This is a genomic window from Mycobacterium sp. 48b, assembly GCF_048282725.1.
Lineage (GTDB): Bacteria > Actinomycetota > Actinomycetes > Mycobacteriales > Mycobacteriaceae > Mycobacterium.
Genome location: NZ_JBLVUL010000001.1, coordinates 3,712,492 through 3,729,313 on the forward strand (window position 1 = coordinate 3,712,492; position 16,822 = coordinate 3,729,313).

24 protein-coding genes are annotated in these 16,822 nt (G+C 64.3%); 11 read left to right on the forward strand and 13 right to left on the reverse strand.

Annotated features, from left to right (window positions below; all coding sequences use genetic code 11):
* Nucleotides 1-70: 70 nt before the first annotated feature.
* From ACNQR1_RS18040 to ACNQR1_RS18075, 8 genes are all read right to left on the reverse strand, one after another.
* Nucleotides 71-841 (reverse strand): hypothetical protein, encoded by a 771-nt coding sequence (locus ACNQR1_RS18040; RefSeq protein WP_043369527.1) that lies wholly within the window; start codon nt 839-841, stop codon nt 71-73.
* Nucleotides 842-1,054: 213 nt separating this feature from the next.
* A complete protein-coding gene (locus ACNQR1_RS18045) occupies nt 1,055-1,360 on the reverse strand; it encodes a hypothetical protein (protein ID WP_047036684.1) in 306 nt (101 codons plus the stop codon).
* 196 nt (nt 1,361-1,556) lie between these two features.
* Nucleotides 1,557-1,739 (reverse strand): hypothetical protein, encoded by a 183-nt coding sequence (locus tag ACNQR1_RS18050; RefSeq protein WP_019347704.1) that lies wholly within the window; start codon nt 1,737-1,739, stop codon nt 1,557-1,559.
* Complete coding sequence (locus ACNQR1_RS18055; protein ID WP_019347705.1) at nt 1,736-3,826, reverse strand: hypothetical protein; 2,091 nt, start codon at nt 3,824-3,826, stop codon at nt 1,736-1,738. The genes ACNQR1_RS18050 and ACNQR1_RS18055 overlap by 4 nt, the downstream gene beginning before the upstream one ends.
* 104 nt (nt 3,827-3,930) lie before the next feature.
* Complete coding sequence (locus tag ACNQR1_RS18060; protein ID WP_052773194.1) at nt 3,931-4,869, reverse strand: C40 family peptidase; 939 nt, start codon at nt 4,867-4,869, stop codon at nt 3,931-3,933.
* Nucleotide 4,870: 1 nt separating this feature from the next.
* Nucleotides 4,871-5,209, reverse strand: coding sequence for a hypothetical protein (locus ACNQR1_RS18065; protein ID WP_047036682.1), 339 nt, complete (start codon nt 5,207-5,209; stop codon nt 4,871-4,873).
* 40 nt (nt 5,210-5,249) lie between these two features.
* Entirely contained in the window at nt 5,250-5,786 is a 537-nt protein-coding gene (locus tag ACNQR1_RS18070; RefSeq protein ID WP_047036680.1) for a hypothetical protein, read from the reverse strand.
* A 28-nt stretch (nt 5,787-5,814) separates the two neighbouring features.
* Nucleotides 5,815-6,156 (reverse strand): hypothetical protein, encoded by a 342-nt coding sequence (locus ACNQR1_RS18075; protein ID WP_047036679.1) that lies wholly within the window; start codon nt 6,154-6,156, stop codon nt 5,815-5,817.
* A gap of 248 nt (nt 6,157-6,404) precedes the next feature.
* Here ACNQR1_RS18075 and ACNQR1_RS18080 point away from each other — a divergent pair, with 248 nt between their 5' ends.
* The 3 genes from ACNQR1_RS18080 (at nt 6,405) to ACNQR1_RS18090 (ending at nt 8,319) form a co-directional block, all read left to right on the forward strand.
* Entirely contained in the window at nt 6,405-6,614 is a 210-nt protein-coding gene (locus ACNQR1_RS18080) for a hypothetical protein (RefSeq protein WP_131721847.1), read from the forward strand.
* A 27-nt stretch (nt 6,615-6,641) separates the two neighbouring features.
* Nucleotides 6,642-6,791, forward strand: a complete 150-nt coding sequence (locus tag ACNQR1_RS18085) for a hypothetical protein (RefSeq protein ID WP_019345504.1) — start codon at nt 6,642-6,644, stop codon at nt 6,789-6,791.
* A gap of 124 nt (nt 6,792-6,915) precedes the next feature.
* The gene (locus ACNQR1_RS18090; RefSeq protein ID WP_011768002.1) at nt 6,916-8,319 is read left to right on the forward strand and encodes an IS1380 family transposase; all 1,404 of its coding nucleotides are present in this window, start codon (nt 6,916-6,918) and stop codon (nt 8,317-8,319) included.
* Between the two features lie 163 nt (nt 8,320-8,482).
* On the opposite strand, the gene ACNQR1_RS18095 is transcribed toward ACNQR1_RS18090, so the two are convergent.
* Together ACNQR1_RS18095 and ACNQR1_RS18100 are read right to left on the reverse strand one after the other, a co-directional pair.
* Nucleotides 8,483-8,920, reverse strand: coding sequence for a hypothetical protein (locus tag ACNQR1_RS18095; protein WP_019345505.1), 438 nt, complete (start codon nt 8,918-8,920; stop codon nt 8,483-8,485).
* Between the two features lie 82 nt (nt 8,921-9,002).
* Nucleotides 9,003-10,403: a hypothetical protein gene (locus tag ACNQR1_RS18100; RefSeq protein WP_019345506.1), complete on the reverse strand. Its 1,401-nt coding sequence runs from the start codon at nt 10,401-10,403 to the stop codon at nt 9,003-9,005.
* 152 nt (nt 10,404-10,555) lie between these two features.
* Here ACNQR1_RS18100 and ACNQR1_RS18105 point away from each other — a divergent pair, with 152 nt between their 5' ends.
* Together ACNQR1_RS18105 and ACNQR1_RS18110 are read left to right on the forward strand one after the other, a co-directional pair.
* Complete coding sequence (locus tag ACNQR1_RS18105) at nt 10,556-10,882, forward strand: type II toxin-antitoxin system RelE/ParE family toxin (protein WP_019345507.1); 327 nt, start codon at nt 10,556-10,558, stop codon at nt 10,880-10,882.
* A 38-nt stretch (nt 10,883-10,920) separates the two neighbouring features.
* Entirely contained in the window at nt 10,921-11,232 is a 312-nt protein-coding gene (locus tag ACNQR1_RS18110) for a helix-turn-helix domain-containing protein (protein ID WP_019345508.1), read from the forward strand.
* Nucleotides 11,233-11,312: 80 nt separating this feature from the next.
* Here ACNQR1_RS18110 and ACNQR1_RS18115 read toward each other — a convergent pair whose 3' ends face one another.
* Together ACNQR1_RS18115 and ACNQR1_RS18120 are read right to left on the reverse strand one after the other, a co-directional pair.
* Complete coding sequence (locus tag ACNQR1_RS18115; RefSeq protein WP_019345509.1) at nt 11,313-11,636, reverse strand: hypothetical protein; 324 nt, start codon at nt 11,634-11,636, stop codon at nt 11,313-11,315.
* A 113-nt stretch (nt 11,637-11,749) separates the two neighbouring features.
* A complete protein-coding gene (locus tag ACNQR1_RS18120; RefSeq protein WP_019345510.1) occupies nt 11,750-12,007 on the reverse strand; it encodes a hypothetical protein in 258 nt (85 codons plus the stop codon).
* A 289-nt stretch (nt 12,008-12,296) separates the two neighbouring features.
* Here ACNQR1_RS18120 and ACNQR1_RS18125 point away from each other — a divergent pair, with 289 nt between their 5' ends.
* Nucleotides 12,297-12,872 carry a hypothetical protein gene (locus ACNQR1_RS18125; protein ID WP_131721846.1) on the forward strand — a complete coding sequence of 192 codons (576 nt, stop codon included), beginning with the start codon at nt 12,297-12,299 and terminating at the stop codon, nt 12,870-12,872.
* 32 nt (nt 12,873-12,904) lie between these two features.
* Here ACNQR1_RS18125 and ACNQR1_RS18130 read toward each other — a convergent pair whose 3' ends face one another.
* On the reverse strand, nt 12,905-13,342 hold the full coding sequence (locus ACNQR1_RS18130; RefSeq protein WP_047036675.1) for a hypothetical protein: 438 nt from the start codon (nt 13,340-13,342) through the stop codon (nt 12,905-12,907).
* 31 nt (nt 13,343-13,373) lie between these two features.
* Between ACNQR1_RS18130 and ACNQR1_RS18135 the strand changes: the two genes are divergently transcribed.
* From ACNQR1_RS18135 to ACNQR1_RS18155, 5 genes are read left to right on the forward strand one after another with little or no spacing between them, the layout of a single operon-like run.
* Complete coding sequence (locus tag ACNQR1_RS18135; protein ID WP_081489050.1) at nt 13,374-13,673, forward strand: WXG100 family type VII secretion target; 300 nt, start codon at nt 13,374-13,376, stop codon at nt 13,671-13,673.
* A 9-nt stretch (nt 13,674-13,682) separates the two neighbouring features.
* Nucleotides 13,683-13,970: a WXG100 family type VII secretion target gene (locus ACNQR1_RS18140; protein ID WP_019345514.1), complete on the forward strand. Its 288-nt coding sequence runs from the start codon at nt 13,683-13,685 to the stop codon at nt 13,968-13,970.
* Nucleotides 13,971-13,979: 9 nt separating this feature from the next.
* Nucleotides 13,980-15,320, forward strand: coding sequence for a putative toxin (locus ACNQR1_RS18145; RefSeq protein WP_019345515.1), 1,341 nt, complete (start codon nt 13,980-13,982; stop codon nt 15,318-15,320).
* Nucleotides 15,321-15,353: 33 nt separating this feature from the next.
* Nucleotides 15,354-16,208 carry a hypothetical protein gene (locus tag ACNQR1_RS18150; RefSeq protein WP_019345516.1) on the forward strand — a complete coding sequence of 285 codons (855 nt, stop codon included), beginning with the start codon at nt 15,354-15,356 and terminating at the stop codon, nt 16,206-16,208.
* Nucleotides 16,205-16,669, forward strand: a complete 465-nt coding sequence (locus ACNQR1_RS18155) for a YbaB/EbfC family nucleoid-associated protein (RefSeq protein WP_019345517.1) — start codon at nt 16,205-16,207, stop codon at nt 16,667-16,669. Before ACNQR1_RS18150 ends, ACNQR1_RS18155 begins: the two co-directional genes overlap by 4 nt.
* Nucleotides 16,670-16,822: the final 153 nt, after the last annotated feature.

The following is a 16,822-nucleotide window of genomic DNA, read 5'->3' on the forward strand; positions in this document are numbered from 1 at the left end:
CGGACACGGACCGCTGAGGCTGTCATGTCCCCGCGCTGACAGCGGTTTTCGAAAGACCAGCGGCCGGTGGTCAGGAACCCGGGGCCGGAACTGGTGGGGGCTCCGGCGCAGTCGGCGCCGAAACCGTCAGCGATCCGGAAGCGCCGACCAATTTCGCCGCGGCCGGATCGGAGCCCGCCACTGCCGACACGCGGGCCGGCGCGTCGGCGGGGGCACGCGTCACCGCCGCACTGCGTCCGCCGACAGTCAACGCCGATACCCCCGCCGCGTTGAAGTCGGCGACCAAGTTGCCGATACGCGCCGTCATCGTGTCCGACCCAGCCGTGGGGGTGTTCACTTCCACCCTGTCTGCGCCCAGTGCCGTGATGGCCTCGGACAGCGGGAACGGGATGCGTCCGAGACGGTCACCGACTTCGATCCACCCGGGCTCTGCGGTGGGGACACCGACACTGGACCAAAACGCCGAATCACCTCGCAGCAGCACACGTGTGCCGACCACCAACAGCTCGGCGGTCTGCGTACCTGAGCGGACTTTTCCGTAGGAGACGGCGTGTGAGGGATCGGCGGTTTCTTGAACCTCCAGCCGCGCGGTCGCCGTCGTCACCGTCGAGGCCAGTGTCACCGGCCCTGTCGACAGAGTCTGGCTGGCGTAGCGCAACGCTGCGGCTTCGAGCACCGATGGGGTTCGGGTGGCTGGCACCGGTTCCGGCGGCGGGGTACGCAAAGCCAGCCAGACGGTCAGTGGGACCGCCACCGTTGCCCACACCAGCGCCAGCGTCAACACGACGCGGGTCGCACGGCTGCCCGCACTTGGCCGTGGCAGTTCCCACATCTCACGCACGTCGGCTCCTTCCGCCGGCGACCGCCCCTGCGGCGGCCACCGTGCGCGCACCGTAACCAGGGGCGGCTGTGCACTATGTCCCGCGGCGCGTCCGGAACCTCCTCCGAAAACTAGCGATGCCGCTGGTTTCTTACCGGAGAGGCAAAGAAACCAGCGGCATCGAGCCGGCCCGTCTCCAGCGAGGGGGAGGGGATTTTCCGGAGACGGGTCAGATCAAACAGCCATGGCGGCAAGTCCGCCGGCGGCGTTGAGCGCCTCGAAAGTGCCGTTGACACTAGCGGTCTCGGCGGCACGCTCACCAAGCTGCTCGATGCCCAACCCGAGCATCGCGATGAAATCGGCGGTCGTTACGGCCTGCTGAGTGACCGCCATTGCCGAGTCGGCGTCGTTTCCGGGCGGGGTGACCGCCGCAGCGGCGGCGGTCGCGGTCCCGGCTGCCGCTGTGAATCCGGTCGTCTCGGTGATTAGTCCGGACACCTGGCCGACAACGTCGGCGAAGCTGCTCACTCCAATGGTCATCGTTTTCTCTCCTTACGTTCGCGATCATCGGCCCTGGACGGAGCTGGCCGAGTTTGCTCTAGCTGAAATCATTCCACGTCTTCACTCCAGCGACGGTCGATGTGCCGTGTCGCGGGCACTGTCGAAATGTCATGTCCTCCAGTGCGCCGGCAATCGGTAGCTCAACTGCCTACCCGCCGCTGGGGCGACGTATGCGTCACGGGGGTGTCTTGTCGGCTAACCGGGGCTGCTGCAGGGACAACGGACGCGCCTCGTGGCTCGAGTAGAAGATCGCGCTCATCACCTTGGACGCGAGTTCGGCGCCACTTCGTTCAGTCACCGTCCCCGACAGCCGCACCAGCGGTATCCCGCCGACAATCAACGGCTCAACCTGCGTCACTGCCCACCTCCGAAAGTCTCAGGGACCCGCAGCGCGCTGCGCAGCGCGTAACGGGCATCGTCGATGTCTCCGGCAGTGCGGTCGGCCAGCGCCGCCGAAAGCAGGTAGCGGGCCCACATCCGGGGATACCGGCCCGGACCCGCGCTGCCGGTCCATCGGGCTTGATTGACCAGACGTTCCAGATCCGCCGCTGCCTGCACGGGGCGACCCCACACCGTGGACAGATAGGTCAGGGTGTCGTCGATGTCTTCAGGGTCGATCGCATCGAAACCCCAGCGGTCTTTGGAGCCGGCCGCGATGTTCACCGCGTCGATCTCCTGCTCCGAGAGCACCAGCACCCCGCTGCGGGCAGCTTCGGGGTCGGTGGCCACCACTGCGTCGAACGGGCCGACGACACCGATCGCCACCGCCTCCAGCAATGGCCGCCATGGCTGGTCACATCCCAGCCACCTGGCGGCGAATCCATCGGACACCTTGGTAATCAACGGAATCAGGTGTGGTGCGGCCCGCATACCCGGCGCCAGAAATCCGAGACCGTCACCGGTGGCGAACACTGCCTCGGAGCGGTTCACCCCAACAGCCACCTGGATGACTCGACCCTCTCGGCGGTGCGCCCGGTAGATTCCCGCGACGATAGACGCGGCGACCAGGTCCATGTCCGTGGCATGGTCAAGGCCCTTGAGATCCGCTCCGAAATCGAAAAGTTCCCTGGGGGTTTCACGTTCCTTCGGCACATACGCGACGGAGTCGGAGTCCTTACCGGGCTTGATCGCGGGACCACTGGTGGGACGTCCACCGGCTGCGCCGCCGGCAGCCCCTGGACCACCCAGTCCGCCACCCATTGGCCCCATCATCGGACCCATCGCGGGTGCCATGGGCACGCCCGGGGACACCGATGACCCGGGCGCACCTGTGCCCGGACTCAGCGTGTTGGTACCTGCGCCCGCGTCACCCGAAGAGACGTGGGTGGTTGGCGTCGACAACGAGCTGTTGCCGCTGACTGCCTCGCCTGAGGACAGGGTCGTGGTTGGTGCTGCCGGTGTCGGTGCCGCAGTGGTTGCCGGTTCCGATGGTGTATCGGCCCGGGTTTCCCCTGCGGGCACCTCGACTGGACTTTCCTCCTCTTTGGGGGAGGTTCCTGTGGGGGTGTAGCGCGCGTTCTCCCCGTCACGTGACCCGCTGAGTGGGCGGCCGAGTGGAGATCCCGCGGTGCTGTTGTTCTCAGAGCTTCCGGTCTTGTCTGCGCGCGGCCCCGATAGTGGGTTGCTGCTATCGGCAAGCCCTGAGGCTTTGGTGAGCCGTGACAGCGCGTCGTCGCTGATCGGCACGCCGTTGTTGCCGGGCAGCTTCTTCATCAGATCCTGGATCACCGATTGCCCGGCCTGGATGATTGGCTGGGCCTGCTGGCCCAGGTTAGGCATCCCGGATCCCACCTTCGACACCTGGCCGCCGACGTTCTGCAGCAGCGACGCCAGGGCGCCATCGGGCATTCCGGGCACCATCTGGCCGTTCTCAGGCATCGGAGCCATGGTCGAAGGAATGGTGGGTGTAGCTCCCTTCTGTACGCCGCTGACCAGCTCCTCCTGGGTGCTGTTGTGATTGCCACCGATCTGGTCGGCCTGGTCCTTGGCCGCCTGCAGCAACTCGTTGTATTTCTGTGTGAACTCTGCCTGGTTCTTGGGCGAGTTGGGGCCACCTGACCCGGCGTAGGACGCGATCAACTCCTCCACGGCTGTCTCGAAAGTCGTGGCCACACCGTTGAGTTGGATCTTGGTGTTGAGGATGTCCTGTGCCATCACGCTGGCACCGTTACCCATATTCAGCTGCGCCAGTGCCCGGTCGAACGCCGCCCGCTGGTCCTCAGTGAACCCGGAGAGCAGCTGATCAGGAGTGTTGCCGGTGGCGTTGGCTTCGATCAGCGCGTACATGACCTCAGCGGTGTTGCCGGTGCCAACCGATGCGGCGGATTGCTCGAACAACTGCAACGCCGAAGCCACCGTCTGCGTCTCCGATGTGGTCGGGAAGTTGGTACCGATGATCTCGGCGGAGTGCGGGGTGGGGACGGGGGGAATGTCGGTGGGGGACACGGAGCGGTTCCGTCCTCTCTGTCAGGCCGCACCGCCGGAGATGGGGTGCGTGTCGTGTTGCCATATTGGGGGCTGGGGTCCACCGGCGGCGGGCCCGGCGCGGCCTACGAGTCGCTGACCACGCGCACGAATTGAGTAGCCCCGCGGCTTGCGGCGTCGCTGAACATGACGTTGGTCCCGGACTGTTGGGCTTCGACAACCTGGCCGTCACCGACGTAAATCATGACGTGGTGATCTGGGTTGTCATCGAAGGCGAGATCACCGGGACGCGCGTCGGCGGCACTTACGAGCTGCCCAGCTGCGTACTGCTCGCCGGACACGCGGGGAATCTCCACTCCGGATGCCTGGTATACGAGGTAACGGGCCAGCCCCGAGCAGTCGAACCCGATCTTGTCGTAGTCGCCCGCGGCGTCGGCCGCTCCGCCGTCGCTGATGCCCTGGCTGGGCCCGTCGATGCTGCCTCCACCCCATGCGTACGGAATACCTTCAGCGACAACCTGTTTAGCTAGCTCGATGATCCGCTGTTGGTACTCGGTGGAGCCAGGTGAAGTCGGCCCGCCCGCGCCGACCTTGCCCTTGGCGGTGAGCGAACCCGTGCCCATCGAGCCGTCGCCGCCGAGCAACTTGGACAGTGCCTGCGCACCGTTCGGACTGGACAGGGGCGAATTGATCGATCCACCGGGACTGGAAGACGGCACCTGCGGCATCTGCATCCCCGAACCCAGGTTGCCGGCACCGCCGAGCAGTGAACTCGCTCCGGCACCGAACGCGCTGAGCAAGGCAGCGGGGATCGCATTGACGCCGTCGCCGCCCTTCTTGTCGATGCTTTTGACGCCCTCGCCAAACTTGCTGGTCTTGTCCGAGCCCTCCTTGACCTTGTCGCGCGCTCGCTCACCGTCCTTGGTGGTGTCGTCGACTGCAGCTGTTAGGCCGGGATGTACGCCGGGGCTGGCGGTGGTACCGCCGGAGCTGGCCGGCAGATCCTGCGCGATCTTGCCGGGCTCGGTGATGACCAGCTCGTTGCTCCTGATTTCCCCTGCCATGTCAGACCGCCCTCGCTGTCTTGGCCGCTGTCGCGTCGGTGCCCGTGATTCCCCGCAGAAGCGCCGCCAGGTCTGAGGTCACCGACCCGATAGAGCCGCCACCGGCGTTTACCAGCTGATTTACTTTGGTGATGTCTGTGCGCAGCGAGGAGGTGAATGGCTCAAGTGCCGGGGCGATGTCGTCCGAAGCGCCGGTGCCGGGCTTGGCGGCGGCCTCGGCTGCCTCGGTCACCGCGTCGGAGGCCTTCAACGCCGAGTCGAGCTGACCGCGCAGCGTTGTGAGCGTGTTCAGGGTCGCCTGGAACTGCTCGGGCGAGCTGATAGTGACGTCGTTTGCCACAGTCTGTCCTTTCAGAGCCGTCTCGAAGTCGTTTCAGAAGCTATTTCGGCGGTGCAGCCGGCGCCGCGGCGCCGCCGTACGGTCCAGCGAAGATCGAGGAACCCGGGGCCGCCGGCACCGTGCCGGGCGGAGCTGGAGGCGGTGTCACCGGAAGCAGCGGTGCACTGTTGGGAGTGCCCGCAGCCGGGGAATCAGCGGTACCGGCCTTCGGGGTGGGCTCGGAGCCGCTGGCGCCGGGAACTGCGGCAGCCGCAGTGACATCGATGTTGTGCGTCGTCTTGGCCCAAGTCTGCAACCCCGTCACCGCCGTACCCAGCGCGGCTGCCGAGGATTTCGCAGGCGCGCTCTCCTTGGTCAACGTGCTGGTGAGCGCAGAGACGAACGGCGACAAGGGAGCCGAAGCGCTGGGAACCGCGCCCGCGGCCAGGCTGCCGCTGCTTTTCGACGCCACGGTTGTCGCGGCCGTCTCGGTTTCGGTTGCCACACTGGCCAACGCTTTTGCGACAGTGTCGAGTTTCTGCCACGCATCGCCGAATTTGTCACCGATGGTGACATCGTCCGCGCCATCCTCGCTCATCCTTGTCCTCCTCGGTCCCAGGTGCCAGTCAGGCCCTGCGGACGTCGTCAGCGGCCTTCAGGTCGATGCCGACCATGGCGTAGCCCTTTGTCTTGGCGGTGTCGGCGCAGTTCTCGGCGCTGTCGCAGGCGGCAGTGATCGTGGCGTTCAACGCGGCCGCCCACGCCTTCAGCGAAGCGACCACGGGTGTGTAGACGGGGGAGACCGCGCCATCGGCGGTGAACGTCTTGGCATCAGATTCCGCCGCTGCCCCAACGGCGTCGAACGACTCGACGAACCCGCGCAGCTCGGCTGCGATCCGCTTGATCTCCGCCGTGTCCCGATCCAATGCAGCCTTGTCGACTGCGATTGAGCCTTCGTTGCCGCCCATTTGCGCGCCGCCTCTCGTTTGATGCCGCCAAAGATGCGTTCAATGTGTCGCAGCAAACACCTAATGCATCTTGACCGGCATCCGCAGTGTAAAGCGATCCTGACCCTGAGGATCGCCGCGGCGCGGACTGGCCCCACCAGGCGACAGCCTCAGGAGCGGGCTACAGCAGGCCCGCGCCGCTGGTGACGGGGTGCGGCTCGGCCGCCTACCGTGCATTCCACGAGACCCGATGGACCAGGAGGACTCCCTTGGACACCCCGTGCACCGTCCCGGTTCTGTTACCAGTTCACCGCGACCGAGCCTGGCGCGCCCGCTGCGGCGGCACATGGTCCTGGGACGAAAGCCGCGCCATGTGGCTCGACGAGTCGAAAGGCGAGGCCGACCGGGACGCATGGCGAGGCCAGAAGTCCATGGAGAGCTTCAGTCGCCTCGTCGGCCCGTTCACCGAAGTCGACTGAGCCAGAGAAGATCCCACCAGGTAGTGCATGGTGCAGAACCGAATCACCGGCGAGAAGGTGGAATTCGAAACCGACGACGCGGACGATGCGATCGGAGCCCGCATCGCCGACGCTCACACGAGCTACGCCGCCGACCGGATCGAGCACGACGCCGTCAGCGTCGAACCGGCCAGGTGATTAGCCTCGATCCACCGATGAATTGCCTGTGTAGGTGGGTGTCGATATAAGGAAAGTGCCCCTTGAGCTGGGAGGATTGGTGTTCTCTACGCATCAATCAGGCCAGTTAAGAAAGGCACTTCCAGTGCAAGTGTCCCACGGGTTCGCTGCGTCGTCGGCGGTCTTCGATGAGGATCATCTCGTGTCGTGCGCCGGACTGGTGCCGGTGATGACACTGGCTGAGCAGACCGGCCTGCCGAATCTGTTGGCTGACAAGATCTTCATCCCCGCGCCGAAGATCAAATCCGGGTCAGCGAATCCGGCACCGAAGCTGGCCACGGTGATCGCCGGGATGTGCGCCGGCGCCGACAGCATTGATGACCTCAACATCGTCCGGGCCGGGGGCATGAAAACACTCTTCGGCGATGTGTACGCACCATCAACCATCGGAACCCTGTTGCGGGAGTTCACCTTCGGACACGCACGCCAACTCGAATCAGTCCTGCGCGAACACTTGGCCGCCCTCTGCCGGCGCGTTGAGTTGCTACCCGGATCCGACAGCGGTGTGTTCATCGACATCGACTCCCTGCTACGACCGGTCTACGGCCATGCCAAACAAGGCGCCTCCTACGGACACACCAAAATCGCTGGCAAGCAGGTCCTGCGCAAAGGACTCTCGCCGTTGGCGACCACGATCAGCACCCCCGGTGCGGCGCCGGTGATCGCCGGGATGCGGCTGCGGGCCGGCAAGACCGGCTCCGGTAAAGGAGCCGGTCGAATGGTCGCCCAGGCCATCACCACGGCCCGAGCGGCCGGGGTCACCGGCCAGATCCTGGTCCGCGGCGATTCGTCCTACGGCACCCGCGCCGTCGTCGGCGCCTGCCGACGCCATGGTGCGCAATTCTCGGTGGTCATGGGCCGCAACAGCGCGATCAACCGGGCCATCAACGCCATCGACGACGCGGCGTGGACACCGGTGAAATACCCGGGCGCGGTGCGTGATCCCGACACCGGAGAGTGGATCTCTGATGCCGAAGTCGCCGAAATCAGCTACACCGCATTCGCGGCCACCACAGACCGCTTCACCGCCCGACTGGTGGTACGTCGGGTCAAAGATGCGCGCTTCCGCGACGCCCTGTTCCCGGTCTGGCGGTATCACCCGTTCTTCACCAACACCGACCTACCAACCGCCGACGCCGACATCACCCACCGTCAACACGCGATCATCGAAACTGTCTTCGCCGACCTGATCGCCGGCCCCTTGGCCCACATGCCCTCCGGGCAATTCGGCGCCAACTCCGCGTGGGTGCTCTGCGGGGCCATCGCCCACAATCTGCTGCGCGCCGCCGGTGTGCTTGCCGGTGGAGCGCACGCAGTGGCCCGGGGAGCCACCTTGCGACGCACGATCATCACCGTCCCGGCACGGCTGGCCCGACCGCAACGCCGACCCATCCTGCACCTACCCAGCCACTGGCCCTGGACCGAGCACTGGCTCACCCTGTGGCGCAACACCATCGGCTACAGCCCACCCGCTACCGCAACCGTCTAACCGTCGCCGAACAGGCCCCACCGAAGCACACAGGAAAAGCTGGGCAGACCAGCGGCTACATCCTGCCCACCCCACAAACCGCCGTCAGAATCACCGTCGAACCACACCACTCAAGTCAGTCCACGGATTGAGGATTAGGCCGCGGGTGTGGGCTCCACACGCGTCACGTCTGCCGGGAATGCATGCGCGCGATCTCGGCCTCCAACTCACCGCGCTGGATCGCGGCGCTGATGCGGGCCTTCTCCGCATTGTCGGGCTCGTCTCCGTCTGCGATCATGCGGATCGTGTTGCCCGCCAGCGTCTCCCACCGGCCGCCGAACAAGTGATGCTGTACGCCGTGGGTCTCATCGTGTAGGCGGTCGGCGGCCCCATGGGCATCAGTGCCGCGGAACTCCAAGCGGGTGGCAGTGGACATGCGGCCGTCGCCGGGCTGCACCTGGCGTAGTTCGAGCGTGAGGCCTTCTGCGGATGTGACGGTCGTGTACGCACCGCTCTCGTCGGAGCCAAGCTCCGGTTCGACGCCGAACATGGCGGCGTACCCGGCGGAGACGTGCGCGATGATCGATGCCGGGGTATACATCGTCAGCCTGGTGAGCTGCATGACCTGAATTGTGCCTGCAGCGTGGGGGCGCGTCGAGCCCTTTTCACTTCCGCATCGGCCAGATGAACGCAGCTTCCAGGTGTTACGGCACGTTTCCTGGATCCAGCGGGTCCTTTTTCGCTATCGTTCCGCCACGGACCGACTCGGCGATGGTTTGTTCACCCCAAACTTCCGCGACGTCAGGGCCGACCTGCCGAACCCGAACCGGGTCAGCCTGTTTCGTGCTGCCGCCGCCCTGTCCCACACCGCCCATTCCAGGCATGATCGGCACGCCGCCGGCACCGTGGGGCGCCGTAGCAGCAGGGGTTCCCTGCTTGCCCATCGCGTTACCGGATTCCGCGGCGCTCAGACGTGTCTGCGCCGTCGCGCCTTCGGGCCGGCCAGTCACGTTCGTTTCGGTCTTCATCCCCTGTACCGAGTTCCCGGTGGGGCCACCGGACACTTCGGCCGGCCCGGCTGCGGGCCCGCTAGCCGGTGACGGTACCGAAACCCGCGGCGTCGGAGTCGGTGTGGTCGCCAGGGCAGCCAGACCTGGGGGTGTTCCGAATGCGTTGTCGAGGTCAGAGTTTGTGATTGCATCGGATTTGTCGTTCTTCCCCGGCTGGGTGGACGACACCGGCTGTGCAGTCGCTGCGGGCTGTTGACCGGTCCCGGCAGGCTGCTGCTGCTGTCCCGCGGCAGGCTGCTGGCGCAATGCGTTAAGAACCGCGACTGGGTCCACGCCACCGGAACTCGACGATCGAGTGTCGGGCGATGGGCTGCCGCCGGGCGCAGCGGCACCAGCAGCTTTTGCTGAACCCGGGGCCGCGTTGCCGGGGGAACTCGCGGGGGAGCCGGCGGGGCGGGATGAAGTGGTGCCCGGATTATTGGGGGTGTTGCTGAAGTTGCCGTCACTGGACATATCTCTGTAACTGGCCCCGCCGAGCGCGGCTACTCCACCGTTGAACTGCTCCGTCGCTTCGGCGACCGCGGCATCGAGTGTCTCGTCGGCCGTCTGGCGGGCGGCTTTCGCGTCGTCGTATTCCCGTTGCGCCGCAATGAAATCACTCGTTGCGTTCGACACGGCGGTGCGGGCTTTGGTGATCCGGTCCGAGTCCTCGGAGCTCTGGGCGTTCTGCAGCTCGGTCTCGGCGTCAGCCATCGCTGTGCGCTTCGAATCAAGCTGCGCACGTAGCCAAGTGAGCCACGTCTTGTCGTAGTGGCCGGTTCCGACGCCGTCACGCCACGCCTTGGCGGCTTTCTCGATCGCTGCAGTCGCCTTGGCCGCGATACCGATCGAGTCGCCGAGCCGTTGAGCTTCTGCCTGCTCTTTACGCATTTGGTCGAGGTTTTTGGTCGGGGTCGCGCCGGACGCCTGGGCGGCCATGCCTGCGATCGCAGCCTTCAGTTGGTCGGCGGTGTCGTGGTAACGGGCTGATTGTTCGGAAAGGGTTTTGCTCATGCCAAGATCGGCGAACGAGAGATCAGGATCTTCGGGTTCCATAACGCGAGTGTGAGCTGGCCAAGGGGTGTTGGACGAGCGCGGCGCGGCCTGCGGTCAAGCTTCAGAGAACGGCCACGTCGACCCCTGTATCAGTTCTAGCTAGTATCAGTTTTGAGTGATGCCTTAGTCCTGTGCCGATACGACGGTGGGAGGTGGACACGACACTGATCCACGACTGGATCATCGGCCTGGACGAAGCCACGCAGGACAGCGTCCTGTCGGCGTTGGAGTACCTGGCCGATAACGGCCCCACCGCGGGTCGACCGTTCGTGGACCGCATCCACCACTCACGGCACCAGAACATGAAGGAGTTGCGTCCGCGCAGCCCCGGCGGAAGCCGGCAGTTGCGCATCCTGTTCGCGTTCGACCTGCAATCGCACGCGATCACACTGATCGCCGGTGACAAGACCGGCGACTGGAACAAGTGGTACCGGGACAACGTTCCGGCGGCGGACGATCTATTCGACCGGCACCTGTAACGGACCACCGAGAAGAAGCAGCGGAAGGGGAAGAGACTATGAGCACACTCGACGAACTACTGTCCGGTCTGCCCGTGGAGCGTCGCGAACGCATCGCCCGCGGCGCCGCCGAGATGGGGCGCGAGGCAGCCGAGTACCGCCTCCGCCAGCTTCGTGAGGACGCCGGCTACACGCAGAAGGCCCTCGCCGTGCTCATCGGCGTCGGCCAGAACCGGGTCTCCCAGATGGAGCACGGGCAGATCGCCGCCGCGCAGGTGTCGACCCTGCGCAAGTACGTCGAGGCCACCGGCGGCGAGTTGGAGGTGGCGGTCAAGCGTCCCGACGGAACCCGCATCCCGCTGGCGCTCTGATCGCTTGCCTCGCTCGGCGTTCGGCTGCGGTCCCGAGGCGACCGGTCGCAAGGAAGATCGAGCAGCGATGACGGCCGCTGTCATGGGTGCAGGTCGGTGATTTCCTTGGGCGCCGCCTCGACTCGCTTTGCCCATGTTCCGTCTGGCTGCTGCGAGATGGCGAACTCGCCAACGTCACCCGAATAAACCCACAGCTCAGCAGGTTTAGAGGACAGCCACGTCACATACAGCACACTGCGCGTGCCGTATGGCGCGTAGGAATCGTGGACATCGCGGAACACCTCGTTGCCGTTCTTGTCCCGGATCACCGGTATCCACGTGTCCACGCCGTTCTCGGCAGGCCCGTGCTCCACTGCTGCGGTGTACTGACCGGACGGTGAATCGACCGGGTGGTCCGGACGCACGAAGCGGTCCCCGTCAAGCGATCTAGACTGCCCGAACAACGAACACCCGGCAACGATCGCGCTCACAGCGACAAGTGCTGCAAGCAGACCCCGTCGAGCGCGTGTCGTGAAAATCATTTGTACGGGTAGCCTTTCGCACTTACCAGAGATCCGTTCTGGTCGAAAATGAAGTCCGACTCAGCATGCCATCCGATGTGGATCTGATACGGCTCAGCTTGCCCGAGAGTGACAATCTCGGCAATGCGGTTCTTCCACGTGTCCGTCGAGTAGTCAAAGTTCGGATCAATGATGTCGTTGAACTTGTACCCACCGTCCACGGTCACCTTGTAGGTGCCATCCGCAAGAGGCTGGACGTGGGTGGTCCCGTCCATCTGGAAATCGCGCGCAGCGGCAAGTGCTGCAAGCAGATCCCGTCGCGCGCGTCTAGATGAACAGCACCGACAACGCCTCGTTGAGGACCTCCAAGGTGACGAAGCTCTAGATCTCGGCCTCAGCCAAGGGCTTTTCAGCAGCGCGCCCCGACGCGACCGGCGGCTGTAACCGTCGGGGGAAGCGAGGCTGATGGCCCCCGACCAGCAGCGCTGAGATGCCGGCGACGCGAGTGTCGGCTCTGGTCGAATCCTGCGCAGTCTGCTCCGGGGTGCGGATACGCTGAGTCGTATGAGGTATCCGTCGCTGCCCCACTCTGATCAGGGGCCTGGTCAGACTCCGAATGGCTACAACCGCAGCGCCGCGGTTCCGGGCGTGCCGGCCGAAGGGTCGCGTGCTCGACGTGTGCGGACGGTGACGTTGGTTGTATGCGTGATCCTGGTGTCTGTCGTCGCTGTCGCGGCGGTGGCGGGGTGGATCGATCTGGACAGGGTCGCCGGTGGACATGCGGCCTCTGCGGCCGGTCAGGTGTCCGGTGATCGTGAGGAATGGTCGGCAGCCGTTTGCACAGACGGGACGGTGTCGACAATTTCAGATGGGAAAGCCGGGTTCCCGAACGTCGAAAACTACGCATCCTGCATGTCACGTGTACCTGGCTCGGGTGGCGGGGTCGTCCCAATTCTGATCGGCGAATGGAACGACAAGCTGACGATGCACCAAGACTTGATGCATTACAAGGCAATTCGCTCTTTCGCATCGGCAGAACGTGCCGACACCGTGATTGTTTTCGCCCCAATCGGAGACACAGGACCCGCCCCGCTTGAACCACTCACCGAATTCGGCTTCAGCATCGCCCCACTGCCATGAACCGCGGTGACCTCTCACTGGTGGTGTCGTCGTCACGGTGGACTGGTTGGCCACAATCGGGCGACATCGACTGAGGCCGTCATTGCCTGACCATCGATCGTGATGCCGTCGTCGGTTGTCCTGTACGGCACCAAGATGTCGATGGCTTGGCCTTCCCGATGTTCGAGCCGGATGTTGATCGCGTCACCGGCAAACGGCTCACGCACGGTGACGTCCATGACGGTCGCCCGGGCGCGCAAGCTCTCGGCGTCGGTTTCATCCTGCAGCGCCGTGATGATGGCGTCGACGCTGCGCTGCCCAGACGGCGCCCCGAGATTTCGCATAGCACGATCACCGTTGGTAGCGACGACCAGCATGAACGGCGCCAAATTTTGGTGCTCTAGGCCTATGCCAGCCACTTGTATGCTGTCTGCAAACAGCCGATCGAGGTCAGCTTGGGCTGCCTGACTCAGTGATGCACGCCAGTCCATGATTACCTTGCGGTCTAGGGGGGAGGTGTCGATGGACAACAGCCTACGGGTGAATCCGGACGTTCTTGTCGCGGGTTCGCAACGACTGCACGACATCCACGACGAGATGCGTTCGGTCCTGGACACCCTGCACACGGCCCAAGACCGACTTCGCAGCACATGGACTGGCCAGACCTCCGACATCGCCGACACCAGATTCTCGGAGCTGCTCGCCAACGTCAGCAAACATCTCGACGACCTCGCCCATGATGCAGATCAATTGCATACTGCCGCCGGACTGTATCGGACCGAGGACAACGAGTCCGGCGCCGTGATCGCCGAACAGATGTAAGCCCGCACCGTGCCGACATATCAATACGACCTGAATCAGCTCGACGAATTCGTCGAGCTGATTGATCGCTCGATTGAGGAGCTCTCGGCCCACCGCGACGGCGCGAAAGCGACTGTGGCATCAATCGGTGAGCACTACTCGGGTACCGCGGCGACAGCCTTCACCCAGTCCCACGACCGGTGGCAGGCCTCGCTGCAGCAGCACCTCGACACTCTGCAAGCCCACCGAGTCTTCGTTGCGGACGCTCGGGCGAACTACGCCGAGGCACAACGCAAGAACGTGGAAATGCTGGGATAGGCCAGGTTCATGACGAAAGTTACTCCCGAGGACTACTACGCGGTCGCAGCGAAGTTATGCGAGCTCTCGAAGACTCTGGAGACCGCGCTCAAGGATCTGGACAACAAACTGGACGTCAGCCAGAGCGCGGGCACTTACGACAGCGGCGGGCCGGTGTGGGCGATCAGCTTTGACCAATCCGCCTCCGACGTCTTCGAGATGGCATCCACGACATCGATTGCGGCACGTGAACTCGGCTATCTGGTCCATCAATCCGGACTGAATCATGCCGATGTTGAGAACGGATCCAGCGGAGGCACAGGTGTGCAACCGACACCGCCACATCCGCAGGGGTCGTCGCTGGCCACCAATCTGCACCCCGCCAAACATGCGGTGGGAGGCACTCACGAGAAGCCAGCCCACTGGGATCTGATCGAAAAGTATGTCACCAAGCAGTGGGCTGACTGCGACGAAAGTCGAATCGGCACTGCGGGAACGCACTTCACCACGTATGGGAATACAACGAAGGCGACCGCTGCCACGTTGAGGTCCGATGTATTGGGTGTATTCACCCAAGCCGCCCAAGACCAAAGCCCCGAGGTCGACGGCATGGTCGACGAAGTCGCCAACGTCTACCGGGCCCTGAGCGACGCGGGTGATATGGGCATCGCGCTGGGTGCTGCATGCCAGGAGGTGCACCGCGTTGCCGATATCGACAAACGCACCGGCCGTCAGAGTTTGCAGATTCTGAACGCGATCGTCTTCTCCTACGAGGTCGACAAGATCGGAGCCCGACGCATCAGAGCGGGTTGGCTTGTACGGCTTCTCGACAATTTGATCGAAAAGAACAAGCGCGACTATGCCCGCGCCATGGATGCGCTCATCGACGGCATCAACGGCGCGGTCAACACCGCAGCGGAGTCCAACAAGGGGATTTATACGACAGCGACGACGAGTACCCAGCTGCTGTCGTCGATACTCGACCGCACACCGCGACAAACAAACCCGGTGCGCAATCGCAGCGACGAAGAGAACAGGAAAGCCGGTGAACAAGGCGAAGAGCGGGCCGGCATTCCACCACACGAAAAACGCAGGGTACCGATCACATATAACGGCGTCCCTTCGCTGATCGAACCGGATTACATCGATGACGAAAACCAGAATGTCGTCGAGGTCAAGAACACGAATGAAATTAGGCCGTACAAGACCCAGATATTGAAGGAACTTCAGTTTGCCCAAGAAGAGGGCTACACCATGACCCTGGTCGTGGACCACCGGACACAGATCAACGATCCCGATATCCAGAAGGCGATCGACTCGGGGCAGATCCAACTCATCCGCAAAGAACTCGATGACAACAATGACCACTAACCACACCACCCACCCTCATCGGGGCGCCGTCTCATGACTCAGTCCGCCGGCCCACCACCCAACCGTGACAAAGCCGAGGTCCTCGCCGGCCTCCGCAATGCCATCGGCAGCATCGAAGCCACCAGCGCCGACCTGGTCCGAGCGCCACGCCCAGCCCAAGCTGGTGACACCCCCCGCACCCGCCCCGACGCACAGGAGTCCCACGAGCCCATCACCTACCCAGGGATGCCTGAAGGCCCTCACTGGATGGAGCACCTGCCAGCCCGTTACAAGGACGGACAGCGGGGGTTTGACCGGCGCATCATGGAAGAACTCGCCGCTGTTGGGGTGCCGTGCTACACGCTGGGCGACCTGTCCAACCGTGTCCGGACCATTCCCCAAGGCATCCCCATCTTCATCGACTGGCTGACACACCTAGAGGAACGCATCCCCGGCCCGGAAACGCCCCACCGCGAATCCATCCGAGCAGGGCTCATTCGCAACCTCAACGATCTCGCTGCCCGCGGCAACTCGGCCGCGATCGAGGCGCTCGTTGCCCAACTGCGCCGACAACCACCGATGCGCAGCGGCCTAATCGGTTACGCCACAGTGGCACTGGCCCGTATCGCCACCAAACGCGACTTCGCCCTTATCGCTGAACTCATCGACGAGTTGCGGCCTCAGGGCGCAGCGGCGGGCCCGCTGATCGAGTACCTGGGCAAGGTGAAAACCGACGAGGCGCGCGATCTGGCGTTGAGGTTTCTCGACACCTTCACGTATTTCTCGATTCGCGCCCTGATCCAGATGAAGGCACACGGTGTCCGGGCACGGATCGAGCCCTACCTCACCCACAGCGACGCGTCGATCCGCAAAGAAGCTCGGCGCGCCATGGAACGGCTCCCCGAATGAGTGACGACCACCGCTTCGACCCGGATCTCGACCTCGACAGCCTCGAAGGTCAAGCCGAAGCGTTCCGGCGAGCTCGACAAGCCATCGACTCCATCGGCCGGGTCGACGGTGTATCCGACAACGGGCTGGTCCGCGCATGGGTCACGACCTCCGGCAACCTCGTTGACATCGAACTGGCCGACGACACACGGTACATGGATCGTGACCGGCTGAGCCGGCTCATCGTCGCCGCCGCCCAGCAGGCCTCGTTCAACGCGGCGTTAAAGGTGGCTGAAGTACTTGAGCCCCTAGAACAGCACCGACAACGGCTAATTGAGGACCTCGAAGGCACCGACGCCTTCACCGCGGCGACCCTGCGTAACGTCACAGCAGATGCATTGCCGGATTTCACAGGAACCTCGGCGGATCCTGACTTCAGCCACGGGCTTTTCCGGCGCTCCTGGCGGGCAGACGAGTCCTAGACGCCAGATCCACATCGGATGGGTACGCTGATGACTACAGATCGGACGACGGGATTGGCGGGCTTGGTCTTCGTCGCGCGGGCTTACCCAGGCAGATGCGACCATTTTCTGCAGCCTTGATGAATTTGGGTTGGAAGTGGACGGCCGATGCAC